The sequence below is a fragment of the Bacillus sp. bc15 genome (assembly GCF_900142585.1).
GTDB lineage: Bacteria > Bacillota > Bacilli > Bacillales > Bacillaceae_G > Bacillus_A > Bacillus_A cereus.
In genome coordinates this window covers 1-15,801 of record NZ_FRBJ01000018.1, presented here as the reverse complement: position 1 = coordinate 15,801, position 15,801 = coordinate 1, and the positions used below count along the sequence as shown (strand labels likewise).

Genomic DNA, 15,801 nt, shown 5'->3' with positions numbered 1-15,801 from the left:
TCAATGCTTCAACGCTCTCCTCTTCTTAATTTTTCTAATTTTTCTGTAATATCTTTACTAAATATCTTTCGCATGGCGGGTTGCTGTTCTTTCGTGTCTTTTGTACGCCTTCTTACTTGTTGCTCCATTGCCTGTACTTCCAACTCTAATTCACGCGCAGATTTCCGAAGGGCACCTTGCGCAAATATAACCCATTGTTCCGTGTAATCAGAAGTCGCAACATATATTCGTGTATTTATATTTCTAAGCTCTATCGCAAGCTGCTCTATCTTTTCGTCTGCAGTTTGATTCTTTCGTGTGAATATTACTTCCACACGAGATTGTTTCATCTTTTTTTCAATACCATGTACTGTATAGGCATCAAAGACTATCATCACTTTTGTACCTGTATAACCTTGATAATCCGCCATCTTATCAATAAGTGCATCTCTTGATGATTGTAAATCTACATCCCGCAGTTTCTTCAAATCTCCCCAAGCTCCGATAATGTTGTAACCGTCAACGATTAAAATATCGTTCATCTTTTATTTACCAATTTCGTGACGTTTACGATATACCTCATACATTAACAAACTTGCGGCTACGGAAGCATTTAAGGATGTAACTTTACCAACCATCGGTAGAGTGATTAGGAAATCACACTTTTCACCAATAATACGACTCATACCTTTTCCTTCACTACCAATTACTAACCCAATTGGCATTTTACCATCTAAATTACGGTAATCCGTTTTCCCTTTGGCATCTGTACCAGCAATCCAAAGTCCACGTTCTTTTAATTCATCAATTGTACGGGATAAGTTCGTTACGCGCGCAACAGGAATGTATTCAATCGCTCCTGTTGATGCTTTCGCAACTGACGCTGTAAGCCCCACAGCCCTTCTCTTTGGAATAATAATTCCATGAGCTCCTGTCGCATCAGCAGTACGCATAATAGAACCTAGGTTATGCGGATCTTCAATCTCATCTAAAATTAAGAAGAATGGATCTTCATTACGTTTTTCTGCCACTTTGAATAACTCTTCTAACTCCGCATACTGATATGCAGCTACTTGAGCAATTACACCTTGATGATTACCCTCAACTAATTGATCTAACTTTTTCTTTGGTGCATGTTGTAAAATAACCTTATTTTCTTTCGCTAACGCTAGTACAATCTGTACTTGTCCTTTGGCAGCACCTTCTGCGATCCAAATTTTATTTATATCTCTCCCTGATCGTAACGCCTCAATTACAGGGTTACGTCCGATAATATATTCACTACTCATGATGATGTGCCCCCTTCCTTTTCTTCTAAAACTGCAATAGCCTTATATACAATTTCGTCTAATCTTTCACGGTTATTTAATAAATGATGATAACCAATTAGCGCTTCAAAGGCTGTACTATGTCGATATGTTTGTACATCCGTATTTTTTGGAACTGTACCTGAATTTGCATTACGTCCTCTTCTTAATACCGCCTCTTCTTCCTCTGTCAAAAACGCCGTCTCTAATAAATGATAAACAACTTTCGCCTGTGCTTTTGCTGAAACAAAGCTTGTCCCTAATCGATGTAATTGATTAGGGCGAACTTTCCCTTTTTGAAGTAGGTGATAGCGGATATATTGTTCATATACCGCATCACCCATGTATGCTAACGCTAAGCTGTTTAATTGCTTTGCATCAATCATTCTTATCCTCTTTTCCATCTTGTACCTTGAGCGGTATCTTCTAAAATAATATTACGGTCTTTTAAGTCATCGCGAATTTGATCTGATAATGCAAAATCACGATTTTTACGAGCTTCAATGCGTTTTTGAATAAGTGCATCAATTTCTTCATCAAGCAACTCTTCTTGCGCTAATTCTAACCCTAAAATATCAAATAATGTTTCAAGTTGTTTTACGTATGCTTCAATTACCACTGTAGACGTATGTTCTTCCAGTAAATATTGATTCGCATGATTTGCCACATTATATAACTCAGTGATTGCATTAGCAGTGTTGAAGTCATCATTCATCGCTTCTTCAAATGCAGTCTGGAATTTTTCCAGTTCCGCTAACCATTTCTCATTATGGTCTGTTAAATCAGTACTACTTTCCATACGGTGTTTTAAGTTACCGTAAGCCGTCTTAATTCTTTCCAGTCCGTTATTTGTGCTTTGTAATAACTCTTCACTGAAATTAATTGGATGACGGTAATGTACCGATAGCATAAAGAATCTAATTAACTGCGGATTATATTGCTTAATGATATCGTGAACTAAAATAAAGTTCCCCAATGACTTAGACATCTTCTCATTATTAATATTAATATATCCATTGTGCATCCAGTAACGTGCAAATGTTTTTCCAGTTAACGCCTCAGACTGCGCAATTTCATTCTCATGATGAGGAAATGCTAAGTCTTGACCACCAGCATGAATATCGATTGTATCTCCTAAGTATTTACGTGCCATTGCCGAGCATTCAATATGCCAGCCTGGACGACCTTTCCCCCAAGGGCTTTCCCAGAAGATTTCTCCTTCTTTAGCATCTTTCCATAAAGCAAAATCAAGAGGGTCTTGTTTCTTTTCTCCTACTTCAATACGCGCACCGTGACGTAAGTCTGCGATTGGTTGATGCGATAATTTACCATATCCTTCGAATTCCTTCGTTCTAAAGTACACATCACCTTCTGATTCATATGCATATCCTTTATTCACAAGTTCTTGAATAAATTCAATAATAATATCCATATTTTCCGTTACACGCGGATGAACTGTTGCGTGTTTGCAACCTAGTGCCGTTACATCCTCAAAGTACGCTTCAACGAAACGGTCAGCAATTGTCGGCACATCTTCACCTAATTCATTTGCTGCTTTAATTAATTTATCATCTACGTCAGTAAAGTTGGACACATACTGCACATCATACCCTTTATATTCTAAATAACGGCGTACCGTATCAAATACCATAGGTGGTCTTGCATTCCCAATGTGAATATAGTTATAAACTGTAGGTCCACACACATACATCTTTACCTTATTTTCTTCTAATGGAGTAAACTCTTCCTTTTGACGTGTTAACGTATTATAAATGTGAATAGTCATTTTTATCCTTCCTTTCTACCTTTACTTCAAGTTGTTTTTTCAATTTATCAAGTTCTACTTCCATGACCTTTAACTTATCAAAAATTGGGTCTGGAAGGTCAGAATGATTTAATTCTTGACCGATTTTTACTCCATTTTGAATAACGACTCGGCCAGGTATACCTACAACTGTAGAATGTGCAGGGACTTCTTTTAATACGACAGAACCTGCTCCAATTTTAGAATTCTCTCCAACTGTAATAGAACCTAGTACTTTAGCACCTGTTGCAATTAATACATTATCCTGAATTGTAGGGTGCCTCTTTCCCTTTTCTTTACCCGTACCACCTAATGTAACCCCTTGATAGATCGTTACATTATCACCAATTTCGCACGTTTCTCCAATTACAACCCCCATTCCATGGTCTATGAAAAAACGACGACCAATTGTTGCTCCTGGATGAATCTCAATGCCAGTAAAGAAACGACTAACTTGTGAGATCCAACGTGCAATAAAGAAGAAATTTTTTTTATAAAAAGCATGTGCAATTCGATGGGCCCAAACTGCATGTAATCCAGAGTAAGTCAAAATGACTTCGAAATAACTTCTTGCCGCTGGATCCTGTTCAAAAACGACTTCAATATCTTCCCGAAGCCTCTTAAACATCGACGTTCCCTCCCCTTTATGGGCTGCTTTTTCGAATGAACTAACTCCCTACTTATCTCCCTAAATCTTTATACACGTAGATAAAATTTATACTCATACCCAGTTTTACGGTATAAAAAAAGACGCCTCTGTCATATTGACAGAGACGCCTTATAAGCGCGGTTCCACTCTGTTTAGGCTAAAAAAGCCTCAAACTCATCTCTGATAACGGTGTACACCGCTTCTGCTTACTTTACGCCCTAAGACGTTTCGCAAAACAATTTACTGTTCAGCAGAAGACTCGAAGGGGCATTTCAAAAATCCGCTTATAAACCACTTCCAGCCTAAAGGTGGTTCTCTCTGTAAAAAGCCTGATTTTCTACTTCTCCTTCTCGTCGCTTTTCCTTATTAGGTTTTAAGTATACTTATTATATTTCTAAACCTAGAAAATGTTAACCAATTACTTTTTGAAGACGATTTAAAACTTTTTCTTTTCCAAGAAGTGCAATAGCATTCGGAAGCTCTGGACCATGTGTTTGACCAGTAGTTGCAACACGGATTGGCATAAATAAGTTTTTACCTTTATGACCTGTTTCCTTTTGAACTGCTTTAATAGCCGCCTTAATTGCTGCTGGTTCCATCGCTTCTAGTGCTTCTACTTGACCAGCAAATGCACGAAGTACTTCTGGTACTTGTTCACCTTTTAATACTTCTTGTCCTTCTTCTTCATAATCAACATGATCTTTGAAGAACATTTCAGAAAGCTCTACAATTTCAGCTCCAAAACTCATTTGTTCATGGTATAAAGCAATTACACCACGGATCCAATCTTGATCTTGTTCACTTAAAGTTTCTCCCACACGTCCAGCTTTCACTAAATGCGGTAAACTTAACTCTACAACCGTATCTAAATCTTGCTTTTTCATATACTGGTTGTTCATCCATTTTAGTTTTTGAGAATCAAATAATGCAGGTGATTTTGATAAACGAGCTGCATCAAACATTTTGATAAACTCATCTTTAGAGAAGATTTCTTCTTCACCTACTGGTGACCAACCTAATAGCGCAATAAAGTTAAAGATTGCTTCTGGAAGATATCCAAGCTCTTTATATTGCTCAATAAATTGAATAATAGATTCATCACGCTTGCTTAATTTTTTACGACTTTCATTTACAATTAAAGTCATATGACCGAATTGTGGGATATCCCAACCGAAAGCTTCATAAATCATCATTTGTTTTGGCGTGTTTGAAATATGATCATCACCACGAAGTACATGTGTAATCTCCATTAAGTGATCATCTACTGCTACCGCAAAGTTATAAGTTGGGATTCCATCTTTTTTCACGATAACAAAATCACCAAAATCATTTGAATGGAATGCAACTTCGTCTTTTACGATGTCTTTGAATGTGTAATCACGATTAGCTGGTACACGGAAACGAATACTCGGAATACGTCCCTCAGCTTCAAATTCTTTCATTTGTTCTTCAGTTAAATCACGGTGGTTACCTGCATAACGAGGTGTTTCACCACGAGAAATTTGTCCTTCACGCTCTGCTTCTAGCTCTTCTTCTGTCATATAACATTTGTAAGCTAAACCACGCTCTAATAAATCTAGATATAATTTTTTATAAATATCTAAACGCTCCGTTTGACGATATGGTCCAAATTCACCGCCAACATCAACACCTTCATCCCAGTCCATACCGAGCCATTTTAAGTATTTTAATTGGCTTTCTTCTCCACCAGCCACGTTACGTTTTACATCAGTATCTTCAATACGAATAATAAACTTGCCATCTAAATGACGAGCAAATAAATAATTAAATAATGCCGTACGCGCATTTCCGATATGTAAGTGTCCTGTTGGACTTGGCGCATAGCGCACTCTCACTTGCTTTTCCATAATTGGTACACCTTCCATTCTTAATGTCTACACATTCTATAATTGTACAACAAAAAAATGTGATTATCCATCTTACGAATTAAAAACCATTATTTTTTCTGTAATAATACCACTGCTTGAGAGGCAATTCCTTCTTCCCTACCTGTAAATCCTAATTTTTCTGTTGTAGTTGCCTTTACATTAATGTTATCTATAGACGTTTCTAACAGTTCACTAATACGTTTACGCATACTTTCAATATGCGGTGCCATTTTTGGCTTTTGAGCAATAATTGTACAATCTAAATTCCCTAACTCGTAACCTTGTTCACGCACAAATTCCCAAACTTTTTGCAACAATACAGCTGAATCTGCATCTTTAAAAGCTGGGTCTGTATCAGGAAAATGCTTTCCGATATCTCCTGCTGCAATGGCACCTAAACATGCATCAGCAATCGTATGTAACAATACATCTGCATCTGAATGGCCGATTAATCCTTTCTCGTGTGGAATTGTAATTCCGCCAATAATTAACGGTCTACCTTCTGCAAATTCATGCACGTCAAAACCTTGTCCAATTCGAAACATTCTTTACATCCTCCTTGAGCTAAACCACTGAGCTTTATGACTCTATATTATATCGATATCCTTACAAAGAAAAGCCCGGCCATTGCCGAGCTTTTCTTTGTTATACACCATCACGGCTATTTTTTCAGAACATGAAGGAAACTTTCAGCAATTAGTAAATCCTCTGGAGTCGTCACTTTAATATTATAGTAACTCCCTTCTACTACACCTACTTGCTTTCCAATACGTTCCACGAGACTTGCATCATCTGTACCAAGAAAACAGCTCTGTTTTGCACTTCTATGAGCTTCTAGCAAAAGAGAAACAGAGAACCCTTGCGGTGTTTGTACAGCCTTAAGCTGAGATCGTTCTACCGTTTCGACAACAACACCTTGCTCTACCTTCTTAACTGTATCCTTTACTGGCACTGCACAAATGGAAGCTCCATATTTTTCTGCTGCTGTTAATACATCTTGAATCACTTTATTCGTTACGAATGGGCGCGCTCCGTCATGTACAAGAACGTATTCAACATCACTCGCATGCTGAATCGCGTTATATACACTATCTTGTCTTTCGGCTCCACCCTGAATAAATTGTACCTGTTTTTCAATCGGATACTTCTGCATTAATTCTTCAAAATACGGGCGTTCCTCTTCGTTAATTGCCATAACAATACTTTTGCACGCTTTATCTCTTTCAAAAGCACGTAATGTATGAACGATAATCGGTACTTCATTTATAAGTAAGAACAACTTATTTTTGCCAGCACCCATCCGCTTTCCTTGGCCGGCTGCCGGAATAATTAATGTATACATATTAATAATCCTCTACCTATAATGCTTTTTCTAATAATTTACGTTTTGCGAAAATCATACGACCAGCTGATGTTTGTAATACGCTAGTAACCAGTACATTAAGTTGCGAACCTACATACTCTCTACCATCTTCTACTACAATCATCGTACCATCATCTAAGTACGCAACACCTTGGTTTTGCTCTTTACCATCTTTCACAACATAAACATTTAATTCTTCGCCAGGGAGTACAACTGGTTTAATTGCATTAGCTAAATCATTAATGTTTAACACTGTTACTCCTTGTAATTCAGAAACTTTATTTAAGTTAAAATCATTCGTTACTACAGTTCCACCGGTGATTTTTGCTAACTTTACAAGTTTGCTATCCACCTCTTGGATATCCTCGAAATCGCCTTCATAAATTTCTACCGGAATCGGCATCTCTTTTTGAATACGATTTAAAATGTCTAGTCCTCTGCGACCACGATTACGCTTTAAAGCATCGGAAGAATCGGCAATATGCTGAAGCTCTTCTAATACGAATTGTGGAATCACAATTGTTCCTTCCAAAAACTTCGTTTGGCAAATGTCAGCAATACGTCCATCGATAATTACACTCGTATCGAGAATTTTCCAATGAGTCGTAGATTTTTCTGCTTCTGCCTCTTCGTTCTCGTTATTATTTTTCTTCTTACCTCCGCGTTGGGGTAATGTAAATAATCCTAGCAATTCATTCCTCTTTTTAAATCCTACTTGGAATCCTAAATATCCAAGTAAAAGAGTGAAGAACACTTGCAATACCGTACTAATAACCGGAATTGTAAATTCACGAATCGGTATTAAAATTAAATATGCAACAATAAGACCAGAGATCAATCCTAATGTACCAAATAAAACATCTGCTACAGGCGCCTTTACAAGAGCCTCTTCAATATGCTTAATAAGTTGAACAATATAATCTACAAGCCAAAATGTTGTTAAAAATAAAATAATTGCACCAATAATCGCACGAACATACGATCCTTCCAATAAAGGAACAGCACCGATGTCTAATACATTAATAACTTTTGGGATTAAGTAAATCCCTAACGCTCCCCCGATCACTAGAAAGAAGAGCTGTACGATCCGTTTTAACATCCAACCACCTCCTACTCATTATTAACCATTGTTTCGCTAATCAAAACGCCGAATGCAAAAGCGGACGTGTTTTTTTATAAATAGTTTTATTTACCAATATATCATATCATATACCAAAAATGTTCTAGTGTCGTTATATTATGGAATCAATGTAATATTCTTAATTGTGTCTACTCATATATAGATGCTCTTGAATTCTTTTTAGGCCTTCTCGTATTTTCTTCGCCCTTACTTCCCCAATTCCTTCCACATCATCCAATTCATGAATAGTCGCGCGACAAACTCCTTGCAACGTTTTGAATCGATTAATTAAATTTTCAATGATAAGTGGCGGAACACGAGAGATTTTGCTTGTAATTCGATATCCCCTTGGCGTCACACTTTCTTCTAAACTGGTTTGCCCTGGGTAACCAAGTAATTTAACTAAATCACTATCCTCTAAAAGTTGTGTATTTGCAAGGTCCTGTAACTTTTTCAAAATTTGATGATGGTCTTGTGTTTTCTCCTGATGGTAATCTTTAATTAACAATGCTGCCTCTGCTTCTAAATCAGCTAGTAATTCTGTAAGCTGTAAACGAATTAACCTACCTTCTGTTCCTAGCTCATGAATATAGCTCAATATTTCATTTTTAATACGCAGTACCATTTCAACACTATGTAAAACGTGAACTACCTCAGACATTGTAACGACCTCTTCAAATTCTAGAATGCCCAAATTCGTAATACCATCATTCCATACAGCCTTATATTTTTCTAACGTTTGAATAGCTTGGTTTGCCTTTGTTAAAATAACCCCTATATCTTTTAGTGTATAACGTAAGTTCCCTTGATATAGCGTAATTACGTTACGTCTTTGTGAAATGGCCACAACAAGGCTGCCCGTCTGCTTCGCTACACGTTCTGCTGTTCGGTGACGCATACCGGTTTCAATAGAATCAATAGATGCCTCTGGAACTAACTGTGCATTCGCTATTAAAATTTTACTTCCCGTTTCATTTAAAATAAGTGCCCCGTCCATTTTTGCTAATTCATATAAACTAGCAGGAGAGAATGCACAATTAATGTGAAAACCACCATCCACAATACTTTTAATCTGCTCATTATATCCAAGAACAATTAGCCCCCCTGTTTGTGCGCGAAGTACATTATCTATCCCTTCACGCAGTGGTGTTCCTGGGGCCACGAGCTGTAAAATATTAATCATACTTTTGACACGTTGCTTATTTTCTTCCATAGCCTAGCCTCCTAATGTCAAACGAAGCGCTTCTCCTAAATTAGAAACACCTACAACCTCAATCCCATCCGGAATTGTCCATCCTCCTAAGTTTTTTCTAGGAATAATAACACGTTGAAATCCTAATTTAGCCGCTTCTTGTACACGTTGTTCGATTCTTGATACTCTTCTTATTTCTCCAGTTAATCCTACTTCTCCTATTACTGCATCAGTTGGTGCCGTAGATTTATCCCTAAAACTTGAGGCTATACTTAAAGCCACCGCTAAATCAATTGCCGGTTCGTCTAATTTCAAACCACCAGCTACTTTTAAATATGCATCTTGATTTTGCAATAGTAAACCTGTTCTTTTTTCTAATACTGCCATAATAAGCGAAACGCGGTTATGATCAATTCCCGTCGCCATTCTTCGAGGATTTCCAAAACTAGTAGGGGAGATTAATGCTTGTATTTCTACTAAAACCGGTCTTGTTCCTTCCATTGAAGCAACTACTGTTGATCCTGCAACACCAACCGGCCTTTCCTCAAGGAAGATTTCAGAAGGATTTAAAACTTCCGCAAGACCAAGCTCTTTCATTTCAAAGATACCCATTTCATTCGTGGAACCAAAACGGTTCTTCACAGCCCGTAAAATACGATACGTATGGTGTCGATCTCCTTCAAAGTAAAGAACTGCATCGACCATATGTTCTAACATACGAGGTCCTGCAATTGCTCCTTCTTTTGTCACATGCCCGACAATGAAAATAGGGATTCCTTTTGTTTTTGCAAGTTTCATTAATTCCGCTGTACATTCACGTACTTGTGCCACACTTCCTGGTGCTGACGTCACTTCAGGTAAATGTATCGTTTGAATAGAATCAATAACAACAAAAGCTGGATTCATCTCTTCAATATGTGCTGCAATACGCTGCAGGTCTGTCTCTGCTACAACAAATAGATTGCTACCCTTTACATGCAAACGATCTGCACGAAGTTTAATCTGCTTTGCCGACTCCTCACCCGATATGTATAATACATCATATGAAGAATCTGCTAATTGTGATGAAATCTGTAATAGTAATGTTGATTTTCCAATCCCAGGGTCTCCACCAATAAGCACTAAGGACCCATCTACAATTCCACCACCAAGCACACGATTAAACTCTTGAAATTCCGTTTCAATACGTGCCTCAGACTTTGTTTCTACTTCGGTAAGACGTCTTGGTTTTGTTACTTCCGTTTGAATTGCATTCGCGTAATTAAGGCGCCTAGATGATACAACTGGCTCCATTTCTTCAACAAGTGTATTCCATTGACCACATCCAGGACATTTACCCATATATTTTGGTGACTGATAACCACATTCTTGACATATAAATTTCGTTTTCTTTTTAGCCATACCTTTTTATAGTTCACTTCACTTTCGTCTATAAACGTTTATCCTTCTCGTACAAGAAAGAGGGCTATCGCGTAGCCCTCTTTGTTTGTCTATACTTATTTTACCTTTTCCGCACTATGAATGACAAATGATTCTCCTTCTACATCAAAGATAACTTTTTGTCCTTTCTCAATAGCACCTTTTAAAAGTTCTTCTGATAGTCTATCTTCTACATGTTTCTGAATTGCTCTGCGAAGTGGACGAGCGCCATACTCACGATCAAATCCTTTATCTGCAATAGCTGAAATTGCCCCTTCCGTTAAGTGCAATTCGATTTCTTGTTCTTTTAAGCGATTAACTAACTGATTTACCATAAGAGTTACAATCTCTTGAATATGTTTTTTCTCAAGCATATGGAATACGATAATTTCATCAATACGGTTTAAGAATTCTGGACGAAATGCCTTTTTCAGCTCATCCATTACTTTACCTTTCATATCCGAATAATCACGGCTTTCATCTTGTACATTAAATCCAAGATGTTTGTTACGTTTTAACGCCTCGGCACCAACGTTAGACGTCATAATAACAATCGTATTACGGAAATCAACTGTACGTCCTTTAGAATCTGTTAAACGACCATCTTCTAATACTTGTAGTAAAATATTAAACACATCCGGATGAGCTTTCTCTACCTCATCTAATAAGACAACTGAATATGGCTTGCGACGAACTTTCTCTGTTAATTGTCCACCTTCTTCATATCCAACATATCCTGGAGGAGAACCAACTAAACGGGAAGTAGAATGCTTCTCCATGTATTCTGACATATCGATGCGAATCATTGCATCTTCATCACCGAACATAGATTCTGCTAGTGCTCTTGCAAGTTCTGTTTTACCTACACCTGTTGGCCCTAAGAAAATAAATGAACCAATTGGGCGCTTCGGATCTTTTAATCCTGCTCTTGCACGACGAACAGCTTTTGCTACAGCTACTACTGCTTCATCTTGACCAATCAAACGATCATGGAGAATGGATTCTAAATTTAATAATTTATCAGTCTCTGTTTGTGCAAGTTTAGAAACTGGGATACGCGTCCATGTAGAAACGACATTTGCAATATCTTCTACCGTAACCTCTGAATTTTCTTTTCCTTGTTGCTCTTTCCATTGACGTTTTGTATCTTCTAACTTCTCACGTAAGCGTTGCTCCATATCACGTAAGGATGCAGCCTTTTCAAATTCTTGACTTTGTACAGCTGCATCTTTTTCTTTTCGAATCTCCTCAAGCTTCACTTCAAGCTCTTTTAAGTTTGGTGGTGTTGTATAAGAACGTAAGCGAACTTTTGAAGCAGCTTCATCAATTAAATCAATTGCTTTATCTGGTAAAAAGCGATCTGTAATATAACGATCTGAAAGTTTTACAGCTGCATCAATAGCGTCATCTGTAATAGATACACGGTGATGCGCCTCATAACGATCACGTAAACCTTTCAAGATTTGAATCGATTCTTCTAAACTTGGCTCATCAACATGAATTGGTTGAAAACGTCTTTCTAAAGCCGCGTCTTTTTCAATATATTTACGATACTCATCTAAAGTTGTTGCCCCAATACATTGTAACTCTCCTCGTGCTAAAGATGGTTTTAAAATATTCGATGCATCGATTGCACCTTCTGCTCCACCTGCACCAATTAATGTATGAAGCTCATCAATAAATAGAATAATATTGCCTGCTTGGCGAATTTCATCCATCACTTTCTTTAAACGATCTTCAAATTCACCGCGATATTTCGTTCCAGCTACCACTGTACCCATATCTAGTGTCATAACACGCTTATCTCTTAAAGTTTCAGGAACTTCATTATTTACAATTTGCTGTGCTAATCCTTCTGCGATTGCCGTTTTACCTACACCAGGCTCACCAATTAATACTGGGTTGTTTTTCGTTCTACGGCTTAATACCTCAATTACACGTTGAATTTCTTTACCACGTCCAATAACAGGGTCTAAGCGATTTTCACGCGCAACAACTGTTAAGTCCCTTGCTAAACTGTCAAGTGTCGGTGTATTTGCATTTGATGCTGAACCACCTTGATGACCTGAACTAGCTTCATTACTTCCAAGAAGTTGTAAAACTTGTTGTCTTGCTTTATTTAGACTTACACCTAAATTATTTAAAACACGTGCTGCTACACCTTCACCTTCACGGATTAAACCGAGTAAAATGTGTTCTGTTCCAACGTAAGAATGGCCTAGCTTACGCGCTTCATCCATAGATAATTCAATAACCTTTTTAGCACGAGGTGTATAATGTACAGTTTGAGAAGCTTCTGTTCCACGCCCAATTAACGCTTCTACTTCTTTTTGAACTTTCTCTGGACTTAATCCAAGAGCAATTAATGCTTTTGCTGCAATTCCTTCACCTTCGCGTACAAGCCCAAGTAAAATATGTTCTGTTCCAATATTATTATGCCCAATACGAATTGCTTCCTCTTGAGATAAAGCTAATACTTTCTGTGCTCTTTCTGTAAATCTTCCAAACATCATAGAAATCGCCTCCTACTTGCGCTTAGTTTTTTTCAATACGTAATCGCTCACGGATTAAGGTTGCTCTTCGATAATCTCTTTCTTCTGGCCCTAAAGGTCCACCTGCGTATTGTTGTAAAATACCTGGTTGTGTAAGAACCATTAGCTCAGTCAAAATATTTCTCGATATACCTTTTATATATCCTAGATCAATACCAAGTCGTACATCCGATAAGCAATTGGCTGCTTCTGCAGATTGAATTAAACGACTGTTTGCTAGTATGCCGTAAGAACGATAAACCTTATCTTCAAGTTCAATACTTGAATTTTGTACAATTAATTCTCTAGCTATTTTTTCTTGCTGTATAATTTGTTGAATGACACTCTTTAAATCTGCAATAATATCTTCTTCAGACTTTCCTAGCGTCATTTGATTTGAAACTTGAAATATATTACCTAACGCTTCGCTACCTTCACCGTATATTCCTCTTACTACTAACCCTAATTTTTGAATTACTTGTATAATACGGCTAATTCTTTTTGTTAAAACCAGTCCCGGTAAATGAATCATCACAGAAGCTCTTAACCCTGTGCCAACATTAGTAGGACAACTTGTAATATATCCAAGTGACTCATCAAAAGCGTATTCAACTTCTTTCTCAATCCAATTATCTATTTGATTGGCGCTTTGAAGCGCCTCTGATAACTGTAATCCTGAAAATAGGCACTGAATCCGAATATGGTCTTCTTCATTAAGCATAACACTAATATGTTCACTTTCTGATAGTAGACATGCTCCATATTCTGTCCCTGCAAGATTTGGACTAATTAAATGCTTTTCGACTAAAACTCTCCTTTGAAGAGGGGTTAATTCATTCATCTTTAATAGTCCAAACTCCCCAAAGGACCCTACTGCTTTATTTATAAATTTCTTTTTGAATAGTTCATGAATCTGTTTAGCTTCTTCTTCGTTTTGCATAGTGGAAAATTGATATTGTTTAAAATTACGAGCCAAACGAATTCGACTACTTAAAACAATATCAGAATCAGGGCCATCCCCCTTCATCCATGGACTAATTGCTTCGTTCATAATTTTGTCCAGTGACATAGAATTATTCCCCCTCCCTATGCTCACTAAGCTGTATTTCAAGACCTCGGATTTTATCCCTTACCTCTGCAGCTTTCTCAAATTCCTCTTTCTGTACGTATTGTTTCAGAATAAGTTTTAGTTCATCTAATTCTTTCTTTAAGTGGATATTTCCTTCTATACGTTCCGGAATTTTTCCACAATGTTCTGTATGCCCACCGTGAAGGCGTTTTAATAATGGCTTTAAATGCTCCTTAAATGTATCGTAACAAGAAGAACAGCCAAAACGTCCGACTTTTGTAAATTGTTCATATGTCATCTTACAATCTGGACACCTTACTATATCTGCATTTGAAAATCCATTTTTTCCTTCTTCAAACATTGTTGATTCACCGTGTAATAAACCAGCAAATAAATCATGAAATGAAAAGTTAGACTGCGATGATTGAAAGAAAGACGTATAGCCACTTTGCTCTGCACATTGCTCACAAAGATGAACTTCCGCCTTCTTCTCGTTAATTACTTTTGTATAATGTAAAGTTGCTGGTCTTATGTTACAGTTTTGACAAGTCATCACTATCCCCACCTTTACAACAGGAACGCTCTATCTCATGGTACTTTTCATACATTACTAGATTGTTCGCTTTCCTGAATCCATTTAAATAAAAGTGCATGTTCTTTTTCAAAACTTCTACAATATTTAACTGCTTTATCTTAGTTATCAATCTTTTACAAAAGTTATATTTATTTATATTTCAGTGTTCTTAACATTGCGCATAATATTCGAGCCCTAAGTTCATCTCGAGAAGGAACATCCATTGATAATACAGAACGGTCTATTACACTTAACATCAGTTTCGCTTCACGATTTGTTATGATTCCCTCTTCTATTAAACGTATAATCATACTTTCTGCATTCCCTTGCGCAACGCTATGATCAATCATATGAAGCATTTGATCAATAATGTCTATATCATCATGCAGTTTGACTTTTATAATGCGAATGTAACCTCCTCCACCACGTTTACTTTCTACTACAAATCCTCTTTCTAACGTAAAACGGGTATTGATTACATAATTGATTTGAGATGGTACGCACTCGAATCGATCCGCAATCTCATTTCTCTTGATTTCAATCACATTATTATTACTTAAGTCAATAACTTGCTTTAGATATTTCTCAATGATATCAGATATATTTCTCATTTATCCGCCACCTTTATTGACTTTGACTATCTTTGACTTTAATTATATACGTATTAATAAAATTTGCAACTCTTTTGCTTATTCACTATCCTAGCCACATTCCCCTGTATTTAAACAAAATATGAATACTTTAAACACATTTTTTATTACTATGGATTATAAAATAAAACACGAAAAAACACGAGTCATTTGACTCGTGTTTTAGTTGCTTGGCGACGTCCTACTCTCACAGGGACAAGGTCCCAACTACCATCGGCGCTAGAGAGCTTAACTTCCGTGTTCGGTATGGGAACG

Annotated in this window: 15 protein-coding genes, 1 rRNA gene and 1 other annotated feature; all 16 genes read right to left on the bottom strand. The window is 37.1% G+C overall.

Going from position 1 to position 15,801, the window contains the following annotated elements:
- Positions 1-8 precede the first annotated feature (8 nt).
- On the bottom strand, positions 9-521 hold the full coding sequence (locus BUA87_RS28075) for an NYN domain-containing protein (RefSeq protein ID WP_000997887.1): 513 nt from the start codon (positions 519-521) through the stop codon (positions 9-11).
- A gap of 3 nt (positions 522-524) precedes the next feature.
- Positions 525-1,268, bottom strand: a complete 744-nt coding sequence (rlmB, locus tag BUA87_RS28070) for a 23S rRNA (guanosine(2251)-2'-O)-methyltransferase RlmB (protein ID WP_000093765.1) — start codon at positions 1,266-1,268, stop codon at positions 525-527.
- Complete coding sequence (locus BUA87_RS28065; RefSeq protein WP_000564261.1) at positions 1,265-1,672, bottom strand: Mini-ribonuclease 3; 408 nt, start codon at positions 1,670-1,672, stop codon at positions 1,265-1,267. The genes rlmB and BUA87_RS28065 overlap by 4 nt, the downstream gene beginning before the upstream one ends.
- Before the next feature lie 2 nt (positions 1,673-1,674).
- Positions 1,675-3,072, bottom strand: coding sequence for a cysteine--tRNA ligase (gene cysS, locus BUA87_RS28060; RefSeq protein ID WP_000152272.1), 1,398 nt, complete (start codon positions 3,070-3,072; stop codon positions 1,675-1,677).
- A complete protein-coding gene (cysE, locus tag BUA87_RS28055) occupies positions 3,053-3,718 on the bottom strand; it encodes a serine O-acetyltransferase (RefSeq protein WP_000476500.1) in 666 nt (221 codons plus the stop codon). The genes cysS and cysE overlap by 20 nt, the downstream gene beginning before the upstream one ends.
- A gap of 138 nt (positions 3,719-3,856) precedes the next feature.
- Positions 3,857-4,102 (bottom strand) — a binding site (T-box leader).
- A 47-nt stretch (positions 4,103-4,149) separates the two neighbouring features.
- Positions 4,150-5,607, bottom strand: coding sequence for a glutamate--tRNA ligase (gene gltX / locus BUA87_RS28050; protein WP_000415150.1), 1,458 nt, complete (start codon positions 5,605-5,607; stop codon positions 4,150-4,152).
- 89 nt (positions 5,608-5,696) lie between these two features.
- Positions 5,697-6,173 (bottom strand): 2-C-methyl-D-erythritol 2,4-cyclodiphosphate synthase, encoded by a 477-nt coding sequence (ispF, locus tag BUA87_RS28045; protein WP_000488386.1) that lies wholly within the window; start codon positions 6,171-6,173, stop codon positions 5,697-5,699.
- A gap of 116 nt (positions 6,174-6,289) precedes the next feature.
- Positions 6,290-6,970 carry a 2-C-methyl-D-erythritol 4-phosphate cytidylyltransferase gene (gene ispD / locus BUA87_RS28040; protein WP_000288307.1) on the bottom strand — a complete coding sequence of 227 codons (681 nt, stop codon included), beginning with the start codon at positions 6,968-6,970 and terminating at the stop codon, positions 6,290-6,292.
- Positions 6,971-6,986: 16 nt separating this feature from the next.
- A complete protein-coding gene (locus BUA87_RS28035) occupies positions 6,987-8,090 on the bottom strand; it encodes a PIN/TRAM domain-containing protein (protein ID WP_000919679.1) in 1,104 nt (367 codons plus the stop codon).
- Between the two features lie 160 nt (positions 8,091-8,250).
- Positions 8,251-9,324, bottom strand: coding sequence for a DNA integrity scanning diadenylate cyclase DisA (disA, locus tag BUA87_RS28030; RefSeq protein ID WP_000392164.1), 1,074 nt, complete (start codon positions 9,322-9,324; stop codon positions 8,251-8,253).
- Positions 9,325-9,327: 3 nt separating this feature from the next.
- On the bottom strand, positions 9,328-10,704 hold the full coding sequence (gene radA, locus BUA87_RS28025; protein ID WP_001085199.1) for a DNA repair protein RadA: 1,377 nt from the start codon (positions 10,702-10,704) through the stop codon (positions 9,328-9,330).
- A 95-nt stretch (positions 10,705-10,799) separates the two neighbouring features.
- A complete protein-coding gene (gene clpC / locus BUA87_RS28020; RefSeq protein ID WP_000971170.1) occupies positions 10,800-13,235 on the bottom strand; it encodes an ATP-dependent protease ATP-binding subunit ClpC in 2,436 nt (811 codons plus the stop codon).
- A gap of 22 nt (positions 13,236-13,257) precedes the next feature.
- Complete coding sequence (locus BUA87_RS28015) at positions 13,258-14,322, bottom strand: protein-arginine kinase McsB (protein ID WP_000050836.1); 1,065 nt, start codon at positions 14,320-14,322, stop codon at positions 13,258-13,260.
- A 4-nt stretch (positions 14,323-14,326) separates the two neighbouring features.
- Positions 14,327-14,875 carry a protein-arginine kinase activator protein McsA gene (locus tag BUA87_RS28010; RefSeq protein ID WP_000128385.1) on the bottom strand — a complete coding sequence of 183 codons (549 nt, stop codon included), beginning with the start codon at positions 14,873-14,875 and terminating at the stop codon, positions 14,327-14,329.
- 170 nt (positions 14,876-15,045) lie between these two features.
- Complete coding sequence (gene ctsR / locus BUA87_RS28005) at positions 15,046-15,507, bottom strand: transcriptional regulator CtsR (protein ID WP_072941460.1); 462 nt, start codon at positions 15,505-15,507, stop codon at positions 15,046-15,048.
- Positions 15,508-15,714: 207 nt separating this feature from the next.
- Positions 15,715-15,801: ribosomal RNA gene (gene rrf / locus BUA87_RS28000) — 5S ribosomal RNA — on the bottom strand; the annotation flags it as partial.

Excerpts from the sequence above, each read along its gene's own strand:
- BUA87_RS28010 (WP_000128385.1), bottom strand. The coding sequence starts at position 14,875 with ATGACTTGTCAAAACTGTAACATAAGACCAGCAACTTTACATTATACA.
- cysE (WP_000476500.1), bottom strand. The coding sequence starts at position 3,718 with ATGTTTAAGAGGCTTCGGGAAGATATTGAAGTCGTTTTTGAACAGGAT.
- cysS (WP_000152272.1), bottom strand. The coding sequence starts at position 3,072 with ATGACTATTCACATTTATAATACGTTAACACGTCAAAAGGAAGAGTTT.
- ispD (WP_000288307.1), bottom strand. The coding sequence starts at position 6,970 with ATGTATACATTAATTATTCCGGCAGCCGGCCAAGGAAAGCGGATGGGT.
- BUA87_RS28015 (WP_000050836.1), bottom strand. The coding sequence starts at position 14,322 with ATGTCACTGGACAAAATTATGAACGAAGCAATTAGTCCATGGATGAAG.
- radA (WP_001085199.1), bottom strand. The coding sequence starts at position 10,704 with ATGGCTAAAAAGAAAACGAAATTTATATGTCAAGAATGTGGTTATCAG.
- clpC (WP_000971170.1), bottom strand. The coding sequence starts at position 13,235 with ATGATGTTTGGAAGATTTACAGAAAGAGCACAGAAAGTATTAGCTTTA.
- gltX (WP_000415150.1), bottom strand. The coding sequence starts at position 5,607 with ATGGAAAAGCAAGTGAGAGTGCGCTATGCGCCAAGTCCAACAGGACAC.
- BUA87_RS28065 (WP_000564261.1), bottom strand. The coding sequence starts at position 1,672 with ATGATTGATGCAAAGCAATTAAACAGCTTAGCGTTAGCATACATGGGT.
- ispF (WP_000488386.1), bottom strand. The coding sequence starts at position 6,173 with ATGTTTCGAATTGGACAAGGTTTTGACGTGCATGAATTTGCAGAAGGT.
- disA (WP_000392164.1), bottom strand. The coding sequence starts at position 9,324 with ATGGAAGAAAATAAGCAACGTGTCAAAAGTATGATTAATATTTTACAG.
- rlmB (WP_000093765.1), bottom strand. The coding sequence starts at position 1,268 with ATGAGTAGTGAATATATTATCGGACGTAACCCTGTAATTGAGGCGTTA.
- ctsR (WP_072941460.1), bottom strand. The coding sequence starts at position 15,507 with ATGAGAAATATATCTGATATCATTGAGAAATATCTAAAGCAAGTTATT.
- BUA87_RS28035 (WP_000919679.1), bottom strand. The coding sequence starts at position 8,090 with ATGTTAAAACGGATCGTACAGCTCTTCTTTCTAGTGATCGGGGGAGCG.
- BUA87_RS28075 (WP_000997887.1), bottom strand. The coding sequence starts at position 521 with ATGAACGATATTTTAATCGTTGACGGTTACAACATTATCGGAGCTTGG.